Below are 25,670 nucleotides of genomic sequence, written 5' to 3' on the forward strand. Positions count from 1 at the left end.
TGTGCTGGAGAGATTCTAGCATTTTAATGAAAACCAAAGCTTAACTGAGTAAACGCTTCAATCTTTTGTAGACATCCTCATCATTGCGCTTACCGACTAAAATGTAAATCTTGCTCAAGAAAACATGTATGACAGACTCTGCTTCTAACAAAAGTTCTGAATTAGTCTCTGTAGCTCAAACTGCCAATTTACTTGGTATAACCCGTCAGCGAGTACACGACTTAATTAAGAATGGTCAGATTATAGCCTGCAAACTAGGGCGTTATTATTACATAGAAGTTGCTGAAGTAGAGAGATATAAGAATCAGCCTACTGGAAAACCCTATCAACCCCGTAGTACAACCTCTCAGAAAAACTCTATTGACAATTGACAATAGAATTTGTAAACTCAAGCTACAATAAAGTACTAAAGGTAAAATCAATGCTCCCTTTTCAACTGATTGCGACTGATGTTGCAACTCAACAAGGATTGCAACAGATTTATAAAAGTGAGTATGGAATTCTCTATCAGGGAGATTGTGTTAAACTCCTCTCAGAATTGCCTAATGAGTCTGTGGATCTGATATTTGCTGACCCACCTTTTAACCTTGGTAAAGAATATGGTGAAGGTGTAAGCGATCAAATGGAGGCAGATAAATATTTAATATGGTCGCAACAGTGGCTTAGTGAGAGCATTCGAGTCCTTAAACCAGGTGGAAGTCTATTTGTATTCAACTTACCCAAATGGTGCATAGAGTATAGTGCATACCTCAATAGGCAAGGAATGTGTTTTCGGCATTGGATTGCTTGTAGAATGCCAAAATCTTTTCCAAGAGGTAAGAAGATGTCTCCTGCTCACTACGGACTAATTTACTACACCAAAGGAGAACCAGCAGTCTTCAACAAAGTCTACACACCCATTCAAGTTTGTCGACATTGCGGTGGAGAAATTCGTGACTATGGTGGGCATCGCAAAAAACTTAATGAGAAAGGTATCAACTTAATGGATGTTTGGGATGCGCCAGAAGACGTTTGGGAAGATGCTTCTGAAACCGAATCTAATGAGGTTTTATGGACATTGACAGAGGAAATATGGACTGACATTCCACCAGTTCGGCATCGTCGGCACAAAAAACGAGTTCCCAACGAACTTGCCCCCATTATGCTAGAACGAATTATTGCAATGGCATCTAATCCGGGTCAAATTGTGGTTGATCCATTTGGAGGCTCTGGCACTACATTTTACGCAGCAGAAAAACTACAACGTTACTGGATTGGCTCAGAAATAGGGGATACACATCCAGCGCTAGAACGATTAACTAATCTGGCTAATGGCATCATAGAACAATGGGAATCGGCAAGAGGAAGCAAGAAATTAAAACAAAGCAACCCAAATGCGTTACAACTTCCAATTCCTTATTCTACATAGAATGTATGCAGGAAACTTTAGACCAAGGCGCGACCATCAGTACCTTTAGTAAGTGTTGGTACATTGCTATCTAAGCGATCGTGTTCAATTACAAATATTGCAAGAAAACCCTCTTGGATTTGAACTGCCCGCCAAACATCAAAGTATGGCTCTAACTCTTCGTAGTTCCCAATTCGATCCGTTAGGTAAGGGTAAAGTTTTCTGCTAGGGAGTACCAAAGCAGCACCTAGAAAAATACCACGTAGTAATCCGAGAATCATTTTATTGACTGCTCGATGGCTTGAGGAAATATTACCAGTTTCCCACTCAAGAGCGAAAAGATAATTGTCAATGACCTTTGTTGCATCAACCTTTCCTGGTGATTTAGTTGCATATTTAATTCGAGTTTCAAGACTCCATCCAAACCGATCTCTCAATGCAATCATGCAAGCTTCTTTAATTGGCTTGACACCATTACCATGCCTTGTTGGATTGATTGTAAAGCTGGATGTACCGGGAGGATAGACAATTAGAGAGATCGCATCACGAATTTCAGTGCGAATGGTACACCAATCGCTTGATTCTTCAAAACTTCCAACACTAATTAAAGAAACTTCTTGAACAATCTTCATCACTAACTCTCACTTGACTTTGTTCCCACCACCCTAGAAGCCATCTACATCTTCCATTTACCCGATGATGCTCCTGTCGTATCGATGATATGCTGAATACCATTGCCTGTGTTGTTTGATAATTTTTTCTTTGAAAACCCTTGCTTACTCAGCTAAAAAAAGCTATCTCTGAATGCAAGTTGGTATCATTGTGCAAAACTACCCTAATCTGGTAGCGATCGAGTTACGATCTTGTCACACCCTTTTTTGATTTGAGAAGTCCTATTCCAGAATTTTCTGGTTAAAATAGTATATCTGTTCTACTCAAGCTCCGAAACCAACACTCCTTAAAACCATATATTTAGATTAGAGGCATTAGAGGCAGAAATGGCTATCAACACCGATACTTCCGGCAAGCAAAAAGCACTGACTATGGTGCTAAACCAGATTGAGCGCAGCTTTGGTAAAGGGGCAATCATGCGCCTGGGCGACGCTACCCGGATGCGGGTGGAAACAATTTCTAGTGGGGCGCTTACCCTAGATTTAGCATTGGGTGGTGGTTTACCCAAGGGGCGGGTCATAGAAATTTATGGGCCGGAAAGTTCCGGTAAGACTACAGTAGCGCTACACGCGCTCGCCGAAGTGCAAAGAAATGGCGGTATTGCTGCCTTCGTTGATGCTGAACACGCCCTTGATCCTACTTATGCTGCGGCATTGGGTGTAGATATTGACAATTTGCTGATTTCCCAACCTGACACTGGCGAATCAGCTTTGGAAATTGTCGATCAGCTTGTACGCTCTGCTGCGGTTGATATTGTAGTCATTGACTCAGTAGCAGCACTGGTTCCCCGTGCTGAAATTGAAGGCGATATGGGTGATATTCACGTTGGTTTGCAAGCGCGGTTGATGAGCCAAGCCCTGCGTAAAATTACGGGCAACATTGGTAAATCTGGTTGTACAGTAATTTTCATTAACCAGTTGCGGCAAAAAATCGGTGTTACCTACGGTAGCCCAGAAACCACGACTGGAGGTAATGCATTGAAATTTTACGCTTCGGTGCGCTTGGATATTCGTCGAATTCAAACCTTGAAGAAAGGTACAGATGAATTTGGTAATCGCGTTAAAGTCAAAGTCGCCAAAAATAAAGTAGCGCCGCCGTTCAGAATAGCAGAATTCGATATTATTTTTGGTAAAGGGATTTCTACCTTGGGTTGTATTGTAGACTTGGCAGAAGAAACTTCCATTATCGTCCGCAAGGGGGCTTGGTATAGTTACAACGGCGATAATATCTCCCAAGGACGAGACAACGCCATTAAGTATCTAGAAGAAAAGCCTGAATTCGCTGAAGAAATTAAGAAACTGGTACGTGAAAAGCTAGATAAAGGTGCTGTTGTTTCTGCTAACTCTGTAGCTAAAGCCAGTGAAGAAGATGAAGAGGAAGATGTCGATTTAGAACCAGAAGAATAAGGAATGTGGATTTATTAATCTGCAATTTTGAATATGTAGTGGGTTACAAAAATAGCTAACCCACTTTTTGTAAAGGATTGATCAGTTATTCGTTAGACATTTCTAGTTCTAATCAGGTAAAAGTAGGGGCACAACAATTAACATTGTTGTGCCCCTACGAATTATATATATTTCACCAAATTGAAAATTATGGCAATTTTCAATTTTTTAACTGGGATTTTATGGTATTTGTCTGCTAAAAAAGCGGTCTAAAATTTCTGATTTCTGTTCTGAACTGAAGTTGTCATAATAATGTTCAAGCTTCTCAAATAGTCGGGAATTTCGGAAAATCTCTAAATTCTCATCTACTTTATCAGGTATATATTTTTGTTTATCACGCGGAAAAGAAAGTATTTCTACTTGATTGTCATTTTTACGATGCACAAGCTGCATCAATAACTCCATTGCTACAGTTGGCAAAACACGGCACGTATAATTCACAAAAAAATCAAAAGTCATATTGCCTAGACGGATGCGATCGCCATCTTCAAGCTTGATCGGCTCTAAAGCGCGATCGCCATTCACAAATGAGCCATTGGTACTGTTGAAGTCTATGAAGTAGAAGCCTTGATCGTCAATATATTGAATAGCCGCGTGGCGACGAGACATATAGTTATCAGCAATGCAAATACCACTGTTCTGATTACGACCTATTGTCCATATCTGCTGTGGCTGTCGTAAACTTTGGGTCTGATTGTCACACAAGTTAGTCATCAAATAAACAGTAGACGTATCCACTACACCATGTACGTAACGTACCTTCATCTTTTTCAACGACGGTTGAGATAGGTTTTCTAGCTGAAGAATTTCATCTAAAAGGCTGCTGTGGTGTTCATACAATTTAAGGAATACTTGATATAAAGTTAATCGCCGTTCTATTTCTGTTTGTGCAAAGTCAGCCATGATATATAAACCTTGTATTGCCTGATTTCGGTTGTGACTATTCTGCTTCAGCCTACAATCAGGGATAATTAATTAATTTTTCACTTTCTACTGCCATCTGAAAACTTGAGTGGCTTAAGAGCGTTAGATTTTACAGCTTTTACTTACCAGAACCCCTGTCGTTTATAGCAATAAAGAGCATATAAATACTAAGGAAAAACTATTGTGATGCTTTATTGTTTATTGTAAATAATCATTTGTTATTTGTAACAGATGATTATTATAAAGATTTGATTAAGAATTGCCAATCATCACCGTATTTTTGCTAGATAATGGGATATTTCTTAATATTTGTAAGAGTGATGGCTATCGAGCAAAGCAACTATAAAAATTCTGAGCTGTTCATAATAAACCAATACGCGCTCTGAATAAATCTAAGTTTTATCAAGAAAAATAAGAGTTGATTTATCATGCCAATAAGAAAATCGAAGCCTTGTGAAACAATATAGTTTCAACTAAGACTTGCTCCTCTTTAAACCTCATTAAAAAGTAGGCAAATAGTCTGGAAGCCAGTGGCTTGCTCTGGCTCCAAAATCTCAACTTTCAACTTACAATAAGCCTCGTTTACCATTGGGGCGGATGGTCATCCAATTTGTTTTTGCTAGTGCTAGCTGCTCATCAGAAATTTTGGCACTAGTGAGATTAGCACCACATAGATTAGCTCCTCGCAGGTTAGCATTGCTGAGATAAGCATTACTGAGGTCTGCACCTCGCAGGTCTGCCCCTTCTAAATCAGCATGGTTAAAGTATGCTTTGGTCAAATTAGCATCCTTGAGATTTGCTTTACTAAGGCTGGCTCTGCCAAAGTCACTATTGTGAAGATTAGCTCCCTGGAGATTAGTTTTTTGGAATTGAGTGGAATGGAAATTTGTTCCTGATAAGTCAGCACCTTGCAGGTTCAACAAACTTAAATTGTGAAGAGCAAAATCTCGTCTTCCCTTTTGATAGGCGGTTAACAAACTTTGGGTATCTAACTTACGCTCAACTTTAGAATTTTGAACTTGCAAACCATTACTGTTGCTGTTAGCTAAAGTAGTTGATTTGCCCATCCCAGAACCCTGGTGTGATCCAGCAGCTTCTGCTGCCTTAGCTCGTCTTGCACGAATTGCTGCCGCTACCTGTGCCACTCCTGCACTGGTGGCAGCAACAGAAGAGTTGTTACATAAAACAGCAGAATTTTCCAGATAGTTGTGTGTTCGCTCTTTAGAACCAGTATCTGATTTAATCAGTAAACCCTTTGCTAAACTTTCTAAGTATGGTTCTATTTCCAATGCTCTAAGAACTTCTGCGGCTGACTGATAGCGATTACGTACAGAAACTTCTAACATCTTTCGTAATACATTGCTCAAGTGATCGCTCACTTGCACAAGTTGCTCCCACATCATCTCGCCAGTGTTGGGATTGTAATCTAAATCTTTAGGAGTTTTGCTAGTCAGTAAATAAATACATGTCACCCCCAGAGCATAAATATCACTGGCATAGACTGGACGCATAGCCATTTGCTCTGGAGGTGCAAAACCAGGAGTACCAATCGCATAAGCAGTTAATGCTGTTTGCCCTGATTGACTGATCGCGCCTTGAGTGACTTGGTTTTTGACGGCACCAAAATCGATAAGTACCATCCTGGCATCTTGAGTGCGACGAATTAAGTTGGCTGGCTTGATATCACGATGGATCACCTTTTGCTCGTGAATGTATTGGAGGAGTGGTAGAATCTCGCTTAAGAATTGCTTGACTCCAGTTTCGGTCAAGATGCCGTTAAGTTTGACCTCCTCCTGCAATGTATCACCACTGATATATTCTTGAACTAAGTAGAATTGTTCATGATCTTCAAAATAGTCTAGCAACCTTGGTACTTGGGGATGATTGCCAATCTTACCTAGAGTTTTGGCTTCTCGTTCAAAGAGTTCTCTGGCCATCTGTAAAACGTGTGGGGCGCTTCCTGATGGGCGTAATTGTTTGATTACGCAACTCGGTTCTCCTGGTAAGCCTTGATCGTTGGCTAAGAAGGTTGCTCCAAAGCCACCTTGACCTAATGGTTTGATCACCTGATAGCGATCGCGCAACAGTAGTTGCGAGCCACAAGACTGACAACTTTGGCTATTTACCAAATTTTCTGGATTGGGACAGATAGGATTTAAGCAGTAGCTCATGCTCTGTCAACTCGCTGCACGAATAATCACGGGGAGCGTTACACTCTCTTTCAATTATTTAGACATTAATCAATTCTTGCCAGGTAATTTTTGCTGGAAATCCTTTGAAGAGTTCCTAAAGTTTACCTGGTATTACGTAAATAGTCGCAAAAATAATGCAATTGATTATACTTATATTAATAAATGTTTGAGTTACTTGTTTACATTGCTAGAACAGGGTAAAGTCTCAGATTTTGAATCCAAAATCCCAGTTGCACTCGAAACACACCAAAGTTGCCATCCAAAATTCAACCAAAATTGGTATTTAGAGGGCAGTGCCCATCCTACAAAAATCGCTGTAGGATTTTGGATGCCCGAATTTGGAGGCAATTTAGAATTATCTCCATTAGTTTTTAACAGACTATTTAGCTGGCTTTCATATTCACACTAATTAGCTGTTCGATAAGTGCAAAAACATCACTGCGGCTGAGTTTCTCTTTACCATTAGCAAGAGCATCAAGGGTGCCATTAGCCAAGGTTAAGGGAATTTGGCAAAAATCTAAGGCTGGACCAGTAGGAAGGTCTTTGGTGTAAGCTTCTGCCAGAGCTAGATTGCGACGTGCATACTCTTGCATATTTTCCGCACTCCAGCCTTCTGGAAAAAAGTCTACCCCACGCCTTAAATCTTCAGTGTGGTTACGCAGGATATTAACTGCTTGCAAACCGCGACCAAACCCAATCGCCTGGGTACGGTTCGTTTGTGTTCCATCGTACCAAGTCCATAAGTCCGAAAGTAACAATCCCACTGCGCCTGCAACCCCAAAGGTATAACGATCCAAATCAGATTCTGTATAAATTTTCCAGTTTCTTTCTGCCCAGTAAGCCATTCGGTCTGACATTGCAGCAGTGGCATCCCAAATTCGAGGTGCAATAGTCTCAGGTGCTAGCAGCAACCATTCTCTAATTCTCAGAGTGACTTCTTCTAAGGTATTTTCATACCCATTAAATTCTGTAAAGAAAGCCTCTACTGCGAAACCATCAACCCCTGCCTGTAATGTCAGGCTAATGCTTCTTAACAGCTTTGCTTTAGTTGCATTATCTATTTCGCGATGATCTTCAATTTCATCAATGGCACGCATACACAAATATGCTGATGCTACTGCTTCTTGTAATCCTGGCGGTAAAAGACTAATTGGGATATAAAAAGTTCGGCTAGTTTCCTTGAGGATTTGCAATGCATCTCTACGTAAATTCATGTTTCCACTCCCCGATTGATTTTGCACCACATGAAGTTTGCAGTTTTTTTGATGATACTGGATATAGTTTTAACTAAACCTTAAAAACTATAGACTATAAGATACGCTAGTATTTCATCTAAAAATTAATAGTTTTTGGTGTTGCAATTAACAAAACTCTCAAATTTATCAAAGTCTAGTCTAGTATATAGGCTTTTGGTTGCAAAAATATGTAAGGTGTTGTTTGATATAGCTTTCATAAAGTTTTAGTGTAGATATAAAGAATTATGCTAATATTTAGTTGATTAGCATCAAATTTTCTCCATGAGCAAACATCCCTTTTAGGGATTTATAAAGTGTTTTAAGTCTGCGTTAATCTGACTAACTCAGTGGCTCAAATTGTCCTTGTCTGGGAAAGTGTAGACACACACCTGGATCAAAATCGGTCAACGGTGCTTTCTTCAGGATTTCTACGTTAGTTAGTCTACCCAGGTGTAATACTTCTAACTCCTGCTACATCTTATGTATTGATTTTAGGTCTGGAGGAAAAATATTGCTGTCAAGTAGTTCCAAGTCGCAGTTAATGTTTTCTTGGGTAGCGATCGCCTCTCTTCTGTAGTATCAATTACTGTTGTATAATTTTGGGCAACAAGTTTTACACTCTCTTTGCCTTGCATTTGCTCCAGCTAGTGGTAGCAATAATTCAGTAACCTCGATAAGTGGGCCGTTGCTCTTGCTGTTTGACTGCCATCAATAAGACTATCATCCAGCACGACCACTGATTATTTTAACTGCGTCGGTTAAAGCACTTTGACATCCATGCTATCCCAGCACTGACAACGCACACATCTGCATGAGTATTTTCGGTAAGCACAGCTTGAACTAGGACTGCTGCCGTTGTCATCGCAACATAAATAGTTTTACCAGCGTCGTTTTGCATATTTTTTCTGAGTTTTAAGCCTAACTTATCTGCTGGAAATACAGTTATAAAGGTCAGAGTAATGAAAAGGTAATCTTAAACCAAATAATTCTGCACACTTCATTTTGCTGTACTCTACACCGTATTTTTTTTCGCCTTGTTACTGATGGTATTTGGTATTTAAATCGCAAAATTGTAAGGGCACAAATATATTGCGCCCCTATGTGTGTGATCTATTTAATTGAAAGTCGATTAATGTTTGGATTACACTTCTACTTAGTTTACCCAACCCAACTATGCTTGAATGATGAAGTCGGAGGCAGTAAGAGTGGGCGCACCAGTAAGTTGTGCAAATTGACCACCAGTGCCGAAACCAGCAGCGCTACCATTTTGGTTGTATAGTAACTGTCCAGTCATAGAGTCGTAGACAATCACAGCATTACTAACCGCTCCTAAGCTAGTGATTTGAAAATCACTGGCGTTACTAAAACCCTTTCCTACAATAGAAGTAATGGCACTAAAAGTAGTTTTATCCAGAACAATCTTGTCACCATCAGAGTGATTGAAGTCAGCGATGGTATCAATACCCGCAGTAGTGCTAGAAAAAGCAACAGTGGTATTGTAGACGAAAGCATCAGCACCACTACCACCGATGAGAATATCATTACCTATTCCACCAATGAGAAGATCATCACCAGCACCACCCCGCAATAAATCATTACCACTGTTGCCATTGATGGTATCATTGCCCCCTTGACCATTAATCACATCGTTGGAGTTGTCAAAACCGACGACGTTATTGTTCAATTCATTGAGAAAGGTGACGGTGTTTCTGTTGAAAATGCTCGTTTGAGTAGAGTTGGCATTGATCACATCAAAACTGTCTGTAATACTGGCTTGTCCGTCAAACAGAATATTACCGATGGCGGGTCTTGTTGCTAATGCGCTTACGTTCTCCAGGTTTTCTAACTTAAAGTTTTGCAGAATAACTTTGGTATTAGCCACGCCTTCAAAAATAACTTCTAAGTCATTGCTATTTTGAGTTAATTGCAGATTTCTCGCAGTCAAGCCAGTCCCAACAAATTGCAAGGTATCTACTTTGGCAATCACCTCAGATGGAGGGTTTGAGTTAGTACCTATACCGCCAAAGCCTGTGATGATGTCATTGCCATTATTTAGCTGGGTAATAAAGATGTCATTGCCAGCAGTGCCATTGATAACTTGAATTTTGGGTTTAACTATGCCACTAATAGCAAAGTCAAAAGAGCTTTCATCACTATCGTTGTTGCTTAAAATCAGAGTGCCACCATAGGTTCCAGGTTTAGTGGTGTTGAGTGCCACTGTGATGGCGGTGGAAGCATTTGCAGCCACACTTGTTGGCAGAGTTCCTACCAAACTAAATCCGTCGGGAAGTTTGAGATTACTGAGGTTGAGTGCAGCTGTACCTGTGTTCTTGATGGTAAAGGTTTTGCTGAGAGTATTACCAGTAATGACATCACCAAAGTTAATCGCAGTAGTGCTGCCATCTGCAATATCAACTGTGCCGTTAAGAACTTGAATTTCGGGAGCCGGAGCGGGTTTAACTATGCCATTAATAGCAAAGTCAAAAGAGCTTTCATCACTATCGTTGTTGCTTAAAATCAGAGTGCCACCATAGGTTCCAGGTTTAGTGGTGTTGAGTGCCACTGTGATGGTGGTGGAAGCATTTGCAGCCACACTTGTTGGAAGAGTTCCTACCAAACTAAATCCGTCGGGAAGTTTGAGATTACTGAGGTTGAGTGCAGCTGTACCTGTGTTCTTGATGGTAAAGGTTTTGCTGAGAGTATTACCAGTAATGACATCACCAAAGTTAATCGCAGTAGTGCTGCCATCTGCAATATCAACTGTGCCGTTAAGAACTTGAATTTCGGGAACCGGAACAGGTTTAACTATGCCATTAATAGTAAAGTCAAAAGAGCTTTCATCACTATCGTTGTTGCTTAAAATCAGAGTGCCACCATAGGTTCCAGGTTTAGTGGTGTTGAGTGCCACTGTGATGGCGGTGGAAGCATTTGCAGCCACACTTGTTGGCAGAGTTCCTACCAAACTAAATCCGTCGGGAAGTTTGAGATTACTGAGGTTGAGTGCAGCTGTACCTGTGTTCTTGATGGTAAAGGTTTTGCTGAGAGTATTACCAGTAATGACATCACCAAAGTTAATCGCAGTAGTGCTGCCATCTGCAATATCAACTGTGCCGTTAAGAACTTGAATTTCGGGAACCGGAACAGGTTTAACTATGCCATTAATAGCAAAGTCAAAAGAGCTTTCATCACTATCGTTGTTGCTTAAAATCAGAGTGCCACCATAGGTTCCAGGTTTAGTGGTGTTGAGTGCCACTGTGATGGTGGTGGAAGCATTTGCAGCCACACTTGTTGGAAGAGTTCCTACCAAACTAAATCCGTCGGGAAGTTTGAGATTACTGAGGTTGAGTGCAGCTGTACCTGTGTTCTTGATGGTAAAGGTTTTGCTGAGAGTATTACCAGTAATGACATCGCCAAAGTTAATCGCAGTAGTACTACCATCTGCAATATCAACTGTGCCGTTAAGAACTTGAATTTCAGGGGTGGCAATGGTGTTGTGGGGGGCTTCGTATGCACCAATATCAATCACTGCCGTGCCATTCCCATCGCCATCTTGAGGAGTTTTATTAGTTATACTATTGAAAATATTGGAACCAGCATCAATTGCGGGACTACCAGGTTGGAGACTAAAGTTACCATTGGCTGGATTAACAAACAACGGGTCTTTGTTTAAAATATTCCCTGAACCTGTAACGTTCAAAACTCCGTTGTAAGCAAGGTTATTGTTGAATGTAAGATTAGTAGACTTATTGCTGACAATAAGAGACTCCCCCTTGCTTCCATACAGAATATTGTTATAGACTCGAACATTTTTAGCATAGTTAAGGAAAATTTCTCCGTCTGAAAGTACTTTTGAATTTTGGTAAATTGTATTATTAACAATGTCTACAGGGTTTTCTCCTTTCAAAATCTGAATACCTGCCCCGCCATTGTTGTAAGTTAAGTTGTTACTGATTAAAGCTTTACCAGCGTAAGCAACATCTCCAACATAAGAAGTGTCAAGCATTATTCCATGACCTTCAGTTATTTTTCCTACTACCTTCCAAGGAACTAATGATTGATTATCAAAAACAGTATTGCCTTTTATAATTACTTTGTAATCTGTCGTGTTGTTATCGGAATTCCAAAGGTTAAGCATAGTAATACCTTGTGTACCATAAGGTGAGTACCATGCATTTCCAGTAACGACATTATTTTCTACTGTAATGTAGTCTGCTTGTGTTGTTGCAATTCCTCCTCCTGGAAACTTGGAGATATTATTATTACTAATTGTGATATGACTTGAATGTTGATTTGGATTGTCACTGCTGACGGTAACAAAAATACCATTTCCAGATGTTGCTGGATTATTTAAATTGTCTTTTTGGTTAAGTGCATCTTCTAATGTAAGATTGTCCCGATTTCCTACCAATGTTAAGCCTTCAATTGCTATGTAGGTTGAGCCTGTAATTGATATAGCCTGCCAATTTTTTGCGTTTGCTTCTAAAACAGGTGTGTGCCCAGGTAGTGCCTTAAATGTGATCGGTGCATTAGCCGTACCTTGCTTATTTGCAATACTCAAGATATTGGCGTAAGGCGAGGTGTAAGTACCATTCATCACGTAGACTGTATCACCTGCCTTCACCAAGTCGGCAGCTTTTTGGAGGCTGCGAAATGCATCTCCCTGGCTCAAACCATTAGATTTATCATTGCCTGTTCCAGAAACGTAATATGTAGCCATCTGTTTACTCCGAATGGGTGTAGGGGGGAATTTGTAGTACAATCTCAGCAACTTTATTCAGTTGCTAAGTAGTTATTTAAATGAGTAATCTATCTAGACTTTTCAGGACAGTCATAGTTGTTCGATCGCAACTGGAAATCGCGTCGATTATAGAAACGCTGTTGTAAAACGGAAATTTTTTCTGTTAACCGTTAATGGTTAAATTGGGGATGTAGATACCGTTGATTATTAGTGTTTTATTAAGAGGAATCGGACGATTAGCACATGAATACGTGGCACAAAGACTGAGATATTTGCTATCTTCTTTGAGCTTGTTATTAGACATTTTGTAACTGCTAGAGTTGGATTCGGATTGAATCGTATCTTCATCTATAGCAGCTGCGATCGCTGCTCTTTATGAGCTAGCTTTACTTATCTGCTATATTCAATACAACGATCATAAATTGGCATAATAATTCCTCTAAACTTTATCCGTTGTCTGAGGTCAGGAGGTTGCTAAATGGGTATGGTAAAATGTACCCCTGGCTGATAACTGGGGACTTAAAGTTATAGTGAGCAAAGTTGAATTGGTTGAAACTTTAGTGAGTTGAACCCTTAACTTAAGGGGACTAATGTAACAACTGAGCCGAACCTGTTCTAAGCGGTGTAACTCAATCCTTGTGAACTTGTTTAAAATTAACCTTTACAAATAGTACTTGGTATCAGTAAATGTCCTGAACATAGTAAGTTTTTTTACAACAAATTCAAAAAAACTATGGAGATGGAATGGTGAAGTCCTGTTAATTTGCAGTGATATGGGAATGAAAAGTGCTTTGTGCGAGGATATGATGAAGTTTGTCTAAATATTCGGCAGGCTACGCTTACACCAAAGAACGATTATCTAGTAAATAGGGTAAATCTTTGTTGTTGCGATCGCACATGAGGGAAGAGGGTTTTTCTAAATCGCCAAAATATTAACTAAACTTGCTTATTATTTATAGCGATGATGCCTTTTCTACCGCCTTCACTGCCCGAATATAGTCCTGATCACAGTTTCTACTGTTGATAAGTCAAATTACTTGGGTACGATTGATTCATAGTTCTCGTAACGCTGTCATACTTTAAGTATTTTTTCTTCTGAGAAGATACCGTTAATGTGGACTCGTTTACTTTTCGGATAACCCAAAATTCAACATCTCTAAATCGCCCATGATTGAAATTGACGGTTCCTACGGAGAGGGAGGCGGACAAGTTCTTCGCACTTCCTTAAGTCTAGCCGCCATTACTGGTGAACCCATACGGATTGCAGGCATTCGCGCTGGACGCAAAAAGCCAGGATTAGCAGCACAACACTTAACAGCCGTTCGGGCTGCGGGTAGAATTTGTAATGCCCAACTACGGGGTGATGCTTTGGGTTCAATGTTGCTGGAATTCATTCCAGGTAGTGCTGTGCAAGCTGGAATTTACACCTTTGATGTGAGTAAAGCACAAGAAGGTGGTTCTGCGGGTGCGATCGCTCTTGTTTTACAGACAATTCTCTTACCTTTAGCACTAGCAACGGGTAATTCTCAGGTAACGCTAAAGGGTGGAACTCATGTAAACTTTAGCCCGACTGTAACCTACATTGAGCAAGTTTATCTGCCAATACTGCAACGTATGGGAGTAGAAGCCCAAGTTAAGTTAGGCGCTTGGGGGTGGTTTCCTCAAGGTGGGGGAGAAATAGAGTTACAGGTAATTGGTGGTACTCAACTCGGCGGGATCAACTTGCTGGAAAGGGGAGAGTTAAAACAGGTGCGAGGAATAGCAGCAGTAACGGAACTACCTTCTCATATTCCGCAACGGATGGCGAATCGTGCGGAGAATTTGTTACGGGAAGCGCATTTGAAAGTTCGTGTACAGACTTTACGAGAAAAAGGTGTGGCACCTGGAGCAGGTATTTTTTTAACTGCTGAGTATCAAAACAGCTTGACTGGCTTTGGTGGATTCGGGCGTTTGCGGTTGTCGGCAGAGACAGTTGCAGAGATTGCTTGTCAGCAACTGCTTGAATTTCATCATACTGGTGCAGCAGTGGATGAACATTTAGCAGATCAGTTATTATTGCCAGCTACTTTAGCGTCACAAGAAAGTCAGTATCGGGTGGCTGAAGTAAGTAGACATTTGACTACGAATGCCGCAGTGATTGAACAGTTTGGACTGGCGCAAATTACGGTAAATGAAGCTGAAAAGATAGTATCTGTAAAGAGTTTAACTAGTTTAAACAAGTGATATTATTTTAGTAGCACTTGATAATAAACTACTTTATAGGACTAGCTGAAAATCAAAATTAATACTGTTATATCTTATCTTTTCAACTAAAAACAGCAACTTTGAGCAGATAACTTTAATAAATATAGGACTTACGCAAACAATAGTCAAAACCATTATTTTCAGGTAGTGACAATTCATGAATTCCCGCTAACGTGTGTAGTTTTACGTAAGTCCTAAAATATTAAAAACTACTTTTAAAAGATCGTAAATGTAATCAAATTTGCAATAAATAATAAAGTTAATAATTTCAATGATTTTTACATTACTTAACTTAACTTACTTTCATTTATTCTCACCTACTTACTTTATGTAGAAAGTTGCATTTGTTGCAATAATAAGCAACTGACCAATTTACAAGGTGACTGCAAGTTTCGTTGAAACTAAGTTCAGTCGTTCCTAATACTTATTACTTACCTAACATAATCGGAAGAGTGGTATCACAAGGATGAGAAGGCGTTTTACACTACCTGCTTTTGGCCCACTCTTCACCCCTGAAGAGGAAGAGTTTGCCCGAACTGGTATGTTCACAGAAACGGCTTAAACATTAATACAGTAATACATTAGGACTTACGCAAAACTACAGCCGTTAGGGGCAATTCATATAGACGCAAAGCGGTGGACGGGTTCGACATCAAGGAACTGGCGATCGCGTACCCTGCGCGTAGGGCTTGTTGCCCCTAAAAGAAAATTAGGGTTTCGGCTATTGTTTGCGTAAGTCCTAAATCCAGTTCAATTAAAAAATTTGCATAATCGATAATTTGGTGTAGAGACGTTATGTTACAACATCTCTACAGGTCCCTAAATCTACATCTCTCCCAGAATGATGATTGAGAGGGTACAGAAACCTGGTAGATTTAGCTATCAGCGAGTAAAAACTGGTGAAGATGAAAGTCCTGGTTATTGGTGGTGATGGATATTGCGGTTGGGCAACTGCTCTTTACCTTTCCAATCGAGGTTATGAAGTTGGAATTTTAGATAGTTTGGTGCGGCGGCACTGGGATAATGAACTAGGTGTCGAAACTCTCACTCCGATCGCACTAATTCAACAACGTCTCCAGCGCTGGCAAGATTTGACAGGTAAATCTATCGATTTGTTCATCGGCGATATTACAAATTACGAATTTATTAGCAAAACCTTACATCAATTTCAGCCAAATGCCCTAGTGCATTTTGGTGAACAGCGTTCGGCCCCATTTTCCATGATTGACCGAGAACACGCAGTTCTCACCCAGGTCAATAATGTAGTTGGGACGTTGAACTTGTTGTACGCCATGCGGGAAGATTTCCCCGACTGTCATTTGGTGAAGCTGGGAACGATGGGTGAATACGGTACACCCAACATCGACATCGAAGAAGGGTATATCACCATTGAACACAATGGACGCAAGGATACCTTACCTTATCCCAAGCAGCCTGGTTCGATGTACCATTTAAGCAAAGTTCATGATAGTCATAATATCCACTTTGCTTGCCGGATATGGGGATTGCGAGCAACTGATTTAAATCAGGGTGTAGTTTATGGTGTCTTAACCGAAGAAACGGGGATGGACGAACTATTGATTAATCGGCTGGATTACGATGGTGTGTTTGGTACAGCACTAAACCGCTTTTGTATTCAAGCAGCAATTGGACATCCCTTAACTGTCTACGGTAAAGGCGGACAAACTCGTGGGTTTTTGGATATTCGGGATACAGTACGATGTGTAGAATTAGCGATCGCTAACCCTGCACAACCTGGTGAATTCCGCGTATTTAACCAATTTACCGAACAATTCAGCGTCGGTGACTTGGCATTGATGGTGAAAAATGCTGGTAACGCTATGGGATTGAAGGTAGAAATCAATCACTTAGATAACCCCAGAGTTGAGAAAGAAGAACATTACTTCAACGCTAAAAACACTAAATTGCTTGATTTAGGTTTACAGCCTCACTTGCTCTCTGATTCTCTACTCGATTCTCTGTTAAACTTTGCTATTAAGTATCAGAAACGAGTCGATCACAAGCAAATTATGCCCAAAGTCTCTTGGCACAGAAATTAGGTAAACCCCAGTAAATCGTGGGTCTAAAATTGGTCGTCATATCTTAGCACAATATGACGACCAATCAATTATTATTTATCAGGCGCATCATCCAGCTATTAAGCTGTTCTATATTTAAATTGCATAAACTGGGCGCTTATGTTGCCCACGCCACAAGAGTTATGTTTAATTCGATTATGCGAATTAGATGTTTTATAGCTTACTAAATTTTCCGTTTAGCACAGTTATTATGACTGTGCAAAATTGATTGCAGCACACGAGACAGTTTATTCTGTGTTTAATCGCAAAATGCACTCTGAAGCTGAGATTATCTGCCTGTACTGAATAGTTTTTTATGAGAATTGCCCTATTTACTGAAACCTTTTTACCCAAGGTTGACGGCATTGTAACACGCCTGCGCCATACTGTTGACCATCTACAGCGTAGTGGTAATCAAGTGCTGGTGATTGCCCCTGATGGAGGCATCACTGAACACAAAGGCGCTAAAGTTTACGGCATTACTGGCTTTCCTCTGCCATTGTATCCAGAATTGAAAATGGCACTTCCCCGCCCAGCTATTGGTTATGCCTTAGAAGAGTTTAAGCCAGATGTGATTCATGTCGTGAATCCAGCCGTTTTGGGTTTAGCTGGCATATTCTACAGCAAAATCCTCAAAATACCCTTAATAGCCTCTTACCATACCCATTTACCCCAATATCTTCAACATTACGGCTTGGGGATGCTGGAAGGTTTTCTTTGGGAACTGCTCAAAGGCGCTCATAATCAAGCAGCGTTGAATCTGTGTACCTCCACAGCAATGGTGGAGGAACTGACAGGACATGGGATTGAACGTGTAGATTTATGGCAGCGTGGGGTGGATACAGAATTATTTCACCCCGATTTAGCTAATGTAGAGATGCGATCGCGTTTATCCCAAAATCATCCAGAAAGTCCATTGCTACTTTACGTTGGGCGGCTTTCTGCTGAAAAAGAAATTGAGCGCATCAAACCAATTTTAGAAGCAATTCCCGAAGCGCGGTTAGCATTGGTTGGAGATGGCCCACACCGTCAAGCACTGGAAAAACACTTTGCTGGCACAAATACTTATTTTGTTGGATATCTTATGGGACAAGAATTAGGTTCTGCCTTTGCGAGTGCTGATGCCTTTATCTTCCCTTCCCGTACAGAAACACTAGGCTTAGTACTACTAGAAGCGATGGCTGCTGGCTGTCCCGTGGTAGCAGCCCGTTCGGGGGGAATTCCTGATATTGTGACAGATGGGGTCAATGGATATCTTTTTGAGCCAACAGAAGATGTTAAAGGAGCCATCGATGCTACTGTTCGCCTCTTAGAAAAAAAAGAACAACGAGATATCATCCGTCAAAATGCTCGCCAGGAAGCAGAAAGTTGGGGTTGGGCAGCTGCAACCAATCAGCTACAAGATTACTACCAGAAGATAATATTTTCTGAGCAGTTGGCAAAATAAGAGGTAGGGAGTGGGGAGATGAGGGAGCAGGGGAGGCAGGGAAAAAAGAATTAATAACCATGCCCTATGCCCAAAATCTAAAATCTAAAATTCCCATGACCGAAACAGACTCATAATACAAGCCCATTTCTTTATGGGGATTATTAATTTTGAATTTTGAATTTTTAATTCGGAGCGAAGCGACGTGACACTCCCCAACCCTGGCAGCGTCTTGGCTACATTAACTGAACTAACTCAAGTTAATCGGACTCACGCCTTATTACGTCGCGTAAAAGATTTATCTGTTAATGAATTTGTTTGCCTACTCGACTTCATAACTGCTGAGTTCCAGCAATTTCTTAGAGCTATTGAACTAATCAATAATGAAGCTCTAGAAACTATGTTAGAGAAGGTACTAGAAGCTATCACACTTAAAATAGGTCAAATCCTGCAAGCAGAACACACAGCCATTTTTTTAGTTGACCATGATAAAGGTCAACTATGGTCAAAAGTTCCGCAAGATAATAGCCAAAAATTTTTAGAAATTCGTACTCCTATGACTGTGGGTATCCCCGGTCATGTTGCCAGTACAGGTCAATATTTAAATATATCTGAAACTTATACTCATCCTTTATTTAGCCCAGAACTTGAAAAACAAATGGGCTACAAAATTCATAATATTTTATGTATGCCTGTTATCAGCAGCAAAAACCAGATTGTTGCGGTAGTTCAACTGGCTAATAAAACCGGGAATGTTCCGTTTAATCATGATGATGAAGAACGTTTTCGAGACTTTGCCGCTTCTATTGGTATCATTCTGGAAAGCTGCCAATCTTTTTATGTAGCCGCTCGGAATCAACGAGGCGCAACGGCTTTGTTACGCGCAACTCAGACATTGGGGCAAAGTCTGGATTTAGAAGCAACTTTGCAAATAGTCATGGAACAAGCTCGAATTTTAATGCAAGCAGACCGCAGCACGCTGTTTTTATATCGTAAAGAGATGAGCGAACTCTGGACAAAAGTTGCGGCGGCGGCAGATGGCACAAACTTGCTAGAAATTCGTATTCCCGCTAACCGAGGCATTGCTGGCTATGTGGCTTCTACTGGTCAAGCCTTAAATATTTCCGATGCCTACAAAGACCCCCGCTTTGACCCAAGTACAGATAGAAAAACTGGTTATGTGACTCGCAATATTCTATGTTTACCAGTATTTAATTCTGCAAATGAATTAATTGGGGTAACTCAATTAATTAATAAGCAACAAAACAGTTTTACTGCTTCTGATGAAGAGTTTATGCGGGCTTTTAATATTCAGGCGGGAATTGCCTTAGAAAATGCTCGTCTGTTTGAAAATGTATTGTTAGAAAAACAGTATCAAAAAGACATTTTGCAAAGTCTGTCAGATGCAGTGATTTCTACAGATATGGCAGGTCGAATTGTCACAATTAATGATGCAGCTCTGGAATTATTGGGTTGTCCTGTAAAAAATACCAATACCAAAATTAACAAGCTTTTGTGGGAACAAAATTTGATTGGTCGCTTAGTTTGGGAAGTTGTGCCGATTGAAAATCTCCAAATGCGACTCGAAGATAGTTTAAAAACTGGAGCTAAACATTATGTGCCAGAGCAAACTTTGATGGTGGGAATTTCTCTAGTTAAGAATGCTGTTAGCGGTAGCGGGACGTTTAGCGCTCAGTACTCAATTTTAGCACTGTGCGATCGCACTAACCCCAATGTATTCATTCCCTGGAATCTCCCCCTCACACCCGAATCTGAGTTTTTTAGCCCTGATGAGGTGCAAACATTAGAACGCAGTACAAATCTCACTGTCAATCCCCTAACTAACCCAGAAGGCGGCGTTCGGGGTGGTTTGGTGGTGTTGGAAGACATCAGCCAGGAAAAACGGATGAAAACTACCATGTCTCGCTACCTAACGCCTCATGTAGCCGAACAAGTCATGGCTCTGGGAGAAGATGCTTTAATGGTGGGTGAGCGTAAGGACGTAACCATCTTGTTTTCTGATATCCGAGGCTACACAACACTTACAGAAAATATCGGTGCAGCTGAAGTATTATCCTTGCTCAATCAGTATTTTGAAACGATGGTGGAGGCGGTTTTTAACTACGAAGGCACGCTCGATAAATTTATTGGTGATGCGTTAATGGCGGTATTTGGTGCGCCGCTACCTCTGACAGAAAATCATGCTTGGAGGGCTGTGCAGTCAGCGTTAGATATGCGACAACGCTTAGAGGAATTTAACCAGCGACGAATTATCCAGGCGCAGCCACAAATTCGTATTGGCATTGGCATTAGTTCTGGAGAAGTTGTTTCGGGTAATATTGGTTCCCGCAAACGGATGGATTACACCGTAATTGGAGACAGCGTAAATTTGAGTTCGCGCTTGGAAGCGGTAACTAAAGAATATGGTTGTGATATTATTTTAAGCGAATTTACTTATCAGATGTGCAGCGATCGCATTTGGGTGCGCCAGTTAGATAAAATCCGAGTCAAAGGGAAACACCAAGCAGTTAATATCTACGAGTTAATTGGCGATCGCAGCACCCCTCTAGATGCCAACACCCAAGAGTTTTTGTATCATTATCATACTGGACGCGCTGCTTATTTATCGCGCGACTTCTCACAAGCGATCGCTTGTTTTAAAGCCGCCAAATACATCCAACCCAAAGACCAAGGTGTTGATATCCACCTAGAACGTGCGCGTAATTATTTACAAAATCCGCCCCCAGAGTCATGGGATGGTATTTGGACAATGCTTACTAAGTAGTTATGGGTCATTGGGCATGGGTTATTAATTCTTCTCCCCCTGCTTCCCCTGCCTCCCCTGCCCCTTGTTCCCTTCCCCCTGCCCTCCGCCTCCTCAACCTTCAACCTCCCCCTGGTCATCCTGAAAGGGGTCTTCACCAATTCGCAGTTCTTTCTTTGAGTGTTTCAACTGTTTCCATAGATCCCTTATTTGTTTGTAAGCTTCACCTGGAGGCAGCTTTCCACCTGTTTCTAAGTTGCAAATGTAGCTTACGCGTTGGGCAAATTCCTGTAGATTCGCATTAAAAACCAGGTTTTCTGGCTTTACTTGACCGTAGTAGCGACCACGAGGGTAGAGAAAATCATCCTTATTCACTATTTTGTTCTCCATTTATTAATTCACCTTCTATTTGAATGTCTGAAGCGAAATCACTAGCTACCTTAATCTTTATTACTTTCTTCAGACTGGGGAAAAGCAAACCATCCAACTCTTTTTCCAATTGTTTATGCAGGAATTAGTTGATTCAGATTATGAGACTAGAGGATAAAGCTTGAAATGCTTTTGTTGTAAATGTTACAGAAAAAATGTCTGTTAAAGTAACTGCTGCTAAAGTAACTAGAGAGAATATTTGATTTTCCTCCCGGTCATCAATTTATCTCATCTTAATTTATGAAGTTCAAATTGTAATTAACTTCAGTCCAAACCCTGAATTAAAAACTATTAAAACATATAAGTATATCTCACTAAAGAAGTTTTGCAAGAATAGTTACTTTTTAAACAGTAATACTACTGACAAGAGGATACTAGAACCAGAGTCACTTGTCCTCTGTTAAAAGTTAGAGATTCAATTGTTAATATTTAGCAACTGGCTAATGAGGGCATTGAGTATTGAAAAGATACAGAGGGGCGGAGTGCTGCTCTTGCTGAGGGCAAAATTCTCCCTTGTTTACCTCATACTTTTCTGCTAAATTCTCCGCATCCTTACATCCTCTTCAAAAATCACCGATGGCTAATAGTTAATAACTAAAGATAAAATGGTTAAGCCCGAAAGGACAAAAATCGTCCATCGCCTAGAACTTTAACTGCCACCATGTCTGTGAATTCCAAGTTATACGAAGGCAAAGCAAAAATTCTCTATACAACGGACGATCCGGAAGTCTTGTTGGCTGATTTTAAGGACGATGCCACGGCGTTTAACGCCCAAAAACGTGGCAGTATCCAAGGAAAGGGAAAAATAAATTGTAGCATTTCCAGCCAGCTTTTTAAACAGTTAGAGGCTTATGGTATAAAGACTCACTTTATCGACAGCCCTACCCCGAATCAGATGCTGGTGAAGGCAGTAAAAATTTTACCCTTAGAAGTAGTTATCAGAAATATTGCAGCTGGCAGTCTGTGTCAACAAACAGGCTTGCCAGTGGGTACAATTCTGAAACAGCCTTTGGTTGAGTTTTATTACAAAAACGATCACTTAGGAGATCCTTTGCTCACACGCGATCGCCTTTACCTGCTAGAACTAGCTACTGCGGAACAAGTAGATGCAATTACACATCTAGCATTGCAAATCAATGAATTTCTCAATAAATTTTGGCAGCAATGCGGCATCACCCTAGTAGACTTCAAGCTAGAGTTTGGTTTGGACTCACAACAGCAGTTGCTCTTGGCAGACGAAATTAGCCCCGACACCTGCCGTTTGTGGGATACCACAGAAGAGGACTCAAATCGCCGGGTAATGGACAAAGACCGCTTTCGCCGAGACTTAGGAAATGTAGAGGATGCTTACCAGGAGGTTTTACAAAGAGTGCTAAAAGCAGTAGAAACTACAACTTAAACAGGTAAAAACCAAAAGGTCAGAAGGAATTATATTTAACTTTTGCCTTTTGCCTTTTGCCTTGTAAAGTAAAAAAGCAAAAGAAAAAAATTATATTTTGAATTTTACCTTTGGCATGAGGGCATTATTGCCTTGTGATCGTGTGTGTGTGGTCGTGAAGAGGAATCATAAGTAAAATGCGTTTATCTCCCGTATTGCTGGCAGCAATAGCAATTACAGTCCCTTTGGGCGGCTCATTGAGTGCAAAAGCAGAAACTGCCAAAACTTCAAAACAGACAACAGAAGTTTTGACACTAGAAACAAATCAGCAGCCAGAAAAGGACACTAGTCAGCTTGACTCTAGTAAAAATCTCAAATCTCGATCTAATCTCACAGGGATTATAGAGGCACAGAAATCTCGGATTGTCGCAGTTTACCCTGCTAATCCGACACCAGGGGTAATAGTGCCAACCTCCACAACGCCAAAAACTGCACAACAAACCCCTCAAATCAATCCCAGCCCAACTCAACAGCCCTCTCCAGCCCCAGACATCCCACCGCCAGAAATTCAACAACCAACGCCTTCCCAAACTCCTGAGACGACTCCAGTCCCAGAGAACGTCAATCCACCGACAACAGAACCTTTATTACCTACAACTCCAGAACCATCTACCGCTCCAGACGTTCCATTTCCAGATGGTCAACAACGAACACCTGCTCCAAGACCAGGTGCTACACCCAGTCCGCAGAATGTTAACCCGCCGACAACTCCAGAAAGTACTCAACCCAACACAGCCCCGGATGCCAATGACCCCCGCGTACTGGTGTCGGAAGTACTCATTAGATCCCAGTCTGGGCAACTATCACCAGAACTGGAAGAACAAGTTTACAGGGTAATTCGTACCCAACCAGGACGAACAACAACTCGCAGCCAACTGCAAGAAGATATTAACGCCATCTTTGGTACTGGCTTCTTCTCCAACGTCCAAGCATCGCCAGAAGATACCCCCTTGGGAGTGCGGGTGAGCTTTGTTGTACAGCCTAACCCCGTCCTGAGCAAAGTAGAAGTGCAAGCCAATCCTGGCACTGGCGTTCCCTCTGTACTCCCACCTACTACTGTGGATGAAGTATTTAAGGAGCAGTATGGCAAAATCCTCAACTTGCGTGACTTGCAAGAAGGCATCAAGCAGTTAAACAAGCGGTATCAAGACCAAGGTTATGTTCTAGCCAACGTCATTGGAGCGCCACAAGTCTCTGAAAACGGAGTTGTTACCCTACAAGTAGCAGAAGGTGTAGTAGAAAATATTAGAGTCCGGTTCCGCAATAAAGATGGTCAAGAGACAGACGAGAAGGGACAACCAATTCGTGGACGGACACAAGATTACATCATTACCCGAGAATTGGAGTTGAAGCCAGGGCAAACATTCAACCGCAACACGGTGCAAAAAGACCTACAGCGCGTGTATGGACTAGGGCTATTTGAAGATGTGAATGTCTCCCTAGACCCTGGTACTGACCCCAGCAAGGTGGATGTAGTCGTGAATGTAGCGGAACGCAGTAGTGGTTCTATTGCGGCTGGGGCAGGGATTAGTTCTGCTAGCGGACTTTTTGGAACAGTTAGCTATCAACAGCAAAACCTGAACGGTAGAAACCAAAAACTGGGCGCAGAAGTGCAGGTGGGAGAACGGGAACTGTTATTTGACGTGCGATATACAGACCCTTGGATTGCGGGAGATCCTTACCGGACTTCCTACACAACCAATCTTTTTCGCCGCAGTTCCATTTCCTTGATTTTTGATGGCAAAGATGAAGATATTAGGACTTTTGACCCAAATAATGCCAGTAATACAGATTCTCAGGATCGCCCCCGCATTCTCCGTCTAGGTGGCGGTGTCACCTTTACCCGTCCGCTTTCCAGCAATCCTTACAAAACTTCCGTTTGGACTGCCTCAGCAGGTTTACAGTATCAACGAGTTTCTGCCCGTGATGCCGATGGCAATCTCAGAAAAACAGGAGCGGTATTCAATGATGATGGAGTTCCGCTCGACGAGAATGGAAACCCCACCGCCAATAATCAACCACAAGAAATTCCACTTACCTTGTCTTCGGAAGGTGAAGACGATTTACTACTGCTGCAACTGGGGGCACAGCGCGATCTCCGTAATAACCCATTGCAACCAACTAGCGGTTCTTATCTTCGCTTCGGGGTTGATCAGTCGGTTCCCATCGGACTAGGAAACATTCTTCTCACCAGATTGCGGGGTAGCTACAGCCAATATTTACCCATTAAGCTGATTAACCTTACCAAGGGGGCGCAAACCTTAGCATTTAACCTGCAAGCAGGAACTATCCTTGGTGACTTGCCCCCCTACGAAGCCTTTACTCTTGGCGGTAGCAACTCCGTCCGGGGTTACGAAGAAGGAGCATTAGGTAGTGGACGCTCTTACGTGCAAGCATCAGTTGAATATCGGTTCCCAGTTTTTTCAGTAGTCAGTGGCGCACTATTTTTTGATCTCGGCAGCGATTTGGGAACCAGTACCAGGGCGGCTGAAGTATTGAACAAAAATGGTAGTGGCTACGGTTATGGTCTTGGCGTTCGCGTCCAGTCTCCACTGGGGCCAATTCGTATTGACTACGGTGTCAACGATGACGGAGATAGTCGGATTAATTTCGGTATTGGCGAAAGGTTTTAGTTTGTCATTGGTCAGTTGTCATTAGTCATTAGTGGATCACAAAGGACAAATGACAATTAGCTTGC

At 41.4% G+C, this 25,670-nt stretch carries 18 protein-coding genes; 9 read left to right on the forward strand and 9 right to left on the reverse strand.

Features of this window, described 5'->3' with window-relative positions; translation table 11 throughout:
- The first annotated feature begins 128 nt into the window (after positions 1-128).
- Both ACFFRD_RS22935 and ACFFRD_RS22940 read left to right on the forward strand, forming a co-directional pair.
- Positions 129-371, forward strand: coding sequence for a helix-turn-helix domain-containing protein (locus tag ACFFRD_RS22935; protein ID WP_392477634.1), 243 nt, complete (start codon positions 129-131; stop codon positions 369-371).
- Positions 372-421: 50 nt separating this feature from the next.
- Positions 422-1,408, forward strand: a complete 987-nt coding sequence (locus tag ACFFRD_RS22940; protein ID WP_392477637.1) for a DNA-methyltransferase — start codon at positions 422-424, stop codon at positions 1,406-1,408.
- A gap of 17 nt (positions 1,409-1,425) precedes the next feature.
- Here ACFFRD_RS22940 and ACFFRD_RS22945 read toward each other — a convergent pair whose 3' ends face one another.
- Entirely contained in the window at positions 1,426-2,019 is a 594-nt protein-coding gene (locus ACFFRD_RS22945) for a restriction endonuclease (RefSeq protein ID WP_392477638.1), read from the reverse strand.
- A 366-nt stretch (positions 2,020-2,385) separates the two neighbouring features.
- Here ACFFRD_RS22945 and recA point away from each other — a divergent pair, with 366 nt between their 5' ends.
- The gene (recA, locus tag ACFFRD_RS22950) at positions 2,386-3,465 is read left to right on the forward strand and encodes a recombinase RecA (protein WP_179074924.1); all 1,080 of its coding nucleotides are present in this window, start codon (positions 2,386-2,388) and stop codon (positions 3,463-3,465) included.
- 219 nt (positions 3,466-3,684) lie between these two features.
- Here the strand turns inward: recA and ACFFRD_RS22955 are convergent, their stop codons facing one another.
- The 7 genes from ACFFRD_RS22955 to ACFFRD_RS22985 all read right to left on the reverse strand — a co-directional run bounded on the left by ACFFRD_RS22955 (position 3,685) and on the right by ACFFRD_RS22985 (position 12,897).
- Positions 3,685-4,407: an FHA domain-containing protein gene (locus ACFFRD_RS22955; RefSeq protein WP_392477640.1), complete on the reverse strand. Its 723-nt coding sequence runs from the start codon at positions 4,405-4,407 to the stop codon at positions 3,685-3,687.
- 587 nt (positions 4,408-4,994) lie between these two features.
- Positions 4,995-6,599: a serine/threonine-protein kinase gene (locus ACFFRD_RS22960; RefSeq protein ID WP_114082453.1), complete on the reverse strand. Its 1,605-nt coding sequence runs from the start codon at positions 6,597-6,599 to the stop codon at positions 4,995-4,997.
- 404 nt (positions 6,600-7,003) lie between these two features.
- Entirely contained in the window at positions 7,004-7,834 is an 831-nt protein-coding gene (locus ACFFRD_RS22965) for a squalene/phytoene synthase family protein (protein ID WP_163937748.1), read from the reverse strand.
- Between the two features lie 512 nt (positions 7,835-8,346).
- A complete protein-coding gene (locus ACFFRD_RS22970; protein ID WP_392477643.1) occupies positions 8,347-8,490 on the reverse strand; it encodes a hypothetical protein in 144 nt (47 codons plus the stop codon).
- Between the two features lie 110 nt (positions 8,491-8,600).
- Positions 8,601-8,753: a hypothetical protein gene (locus tag ACFFRD_RS22975; RefSeq protein WP_392477645.1), complete on the reverse strand. Its 153-nt coding sequence runs from the start codon at positions 8,751-8,753 to the stop codon at positions 8,601-8,603.
- Between the two features lie 273 nt (positions 8,754-9,026).
- On the reverse strand, positions 9,027-12,572 hold the full coding sequence (locus tag ACFFRD_RS22980) for a beta strand repeat-containing protein (RefSeq protein WP_392477646.1): 3,546 nt from the start codon (positions 12,570-12,572) through the stop codon (positions 9,027-9,029).
- 184 nt (positions 12,573-12,756) lie between these two features.
- The gene (locus tag ACFFRD_RS22985) at positions 12,757-12,897 is read right to left on the reverse strand and encodes a hypothetical protein (RefSeq protein ID WP_392477649.1); all 141 of its coding nucleotides are present in this window, start codon (positions 12,895-12,897) and stop codon (positions 12,757-12,759) included.
- A gap of 863 nt (positions 12,898-13,760) precedes the next feature.
- Between ACFFRD_RS22985 and rtcA the strand changes: the two genes are divergently transcribed.
- From rtcA to ACFFRD_RS23005, 4 genes are all read left to right on the forward strand, one after another.
- Complete coding sequence (rtcA, locus tag ACFFRD_RS22990; RefSeq protein WP_392477651.1) at positions 13,761-14,816, forward strand: RNA 3'-terminal phosphate cyclase; 1,056 nt, start codon at positions 13,761-13,763, stop codon at positions 14,814-14,816.
- A 926-nt stretch (positions 14,817-15,742) separates the two neighbouring features.
- Positions 15,743-16,897 (forward strand): NAD-dependent epimerase/dehydratase family protein, encoded by a 1,155-nt coding sequence (locus ACFFRD_RS22995; RefSeq protein ID WP_392477653.1) that lies wholly within the window; start codon positions 15,743-15,745, stop codon positions 16,895-16,897.
- 334 nt (positions 16,898-17,231) lie between these two features.
- Positions 17,232-18,362 (forward strand): glycosyltransferase family 4 protein, encoded by a 1,131-nt coding sequence (locus ACFFRD_RS23000; RefSeq protein WP_392477655.1) that lies wholly within the window; start codon positions 17,232-17,234, stop codon positions 18,360-18,362.
- Between the two features lie 184 nt (positions 18,363-18,546).
- A complete protein-coding gene (locus ACFFRD_RS23005) occupies positions 18,547-21,126 on the forward strand; it encodes a GAF domain-containing protein (RefSeq protein ID WP_392477657.1) in 2,580 nt (859 codons plus the stop codon).
- Positions 21,127-21,219: 93 nt separating this feature from the next.
- On the opposite strand, the gene ACFFRD_RS23010 is transcribed toward ACFFRD_RS23005, so the two are convergent.
- Positions 21,220-21,495 carry a hypothetical protein gene (locus ACFFRD_RS23010; protein WP_114083870.1) on the reverse strand — a complete coding sequence of 92 codons (276 nt, stop codon included), beginning with the start codon at positions 21,493-21,495 and terminating at the stop codon, positions 21,220-21,222.
- A 700-nt stretch (positions 21,496-22,195) separates the two neighbouring features.
- Between ACFFRD_RS23010 and purC the strand changes: the two genes are divergently transcribed.
- Both purC and ACFFRD_RS23020 read left to right on the forward strand, forming a co-directional pair.
- The gene (gene purC, locus ACFFRD_RS23015) at positions 22,196-22,933 is read left to right on the forward strand and encodes a phosphoribosylaminoimidazolesuccinocarboxamide synthase (RefSeq protein ID WP_114083869.1); all 738 of its coding nucleotides are present in this window, start codon (positions 22,196-22,198) and stop codon (positions 22,931-22,933) included.
- Between the two features lie 176 nt (positions 22,934-23,109).
- The gene (locus ACFFRD_RS23020; protein ID WP_392477660.1) at positions 23,110-25,605 is read left to right on the forward strand and encodes a BamA/TamA family outer membrane protein; all 2,496 of its coding nucleotides are present in this window, start codon (positions 23,110-23,112) and stop codon (positions 25,603-25,605) included.
- The last annotated feature ends 65 nt before the right edge of the window (positions 25,606-25,670 follow it).

The organism is Nostoc sp. C110, from assembly GCF_043099725.1.
GTDB classification, from domain to species: domain Bacteria; phylum Cyanobacteriota; class Cyanobacteriia; order Cyanobacteriales; family Nostocaceae; genus Nostoc; species Nostoc muscorum_A.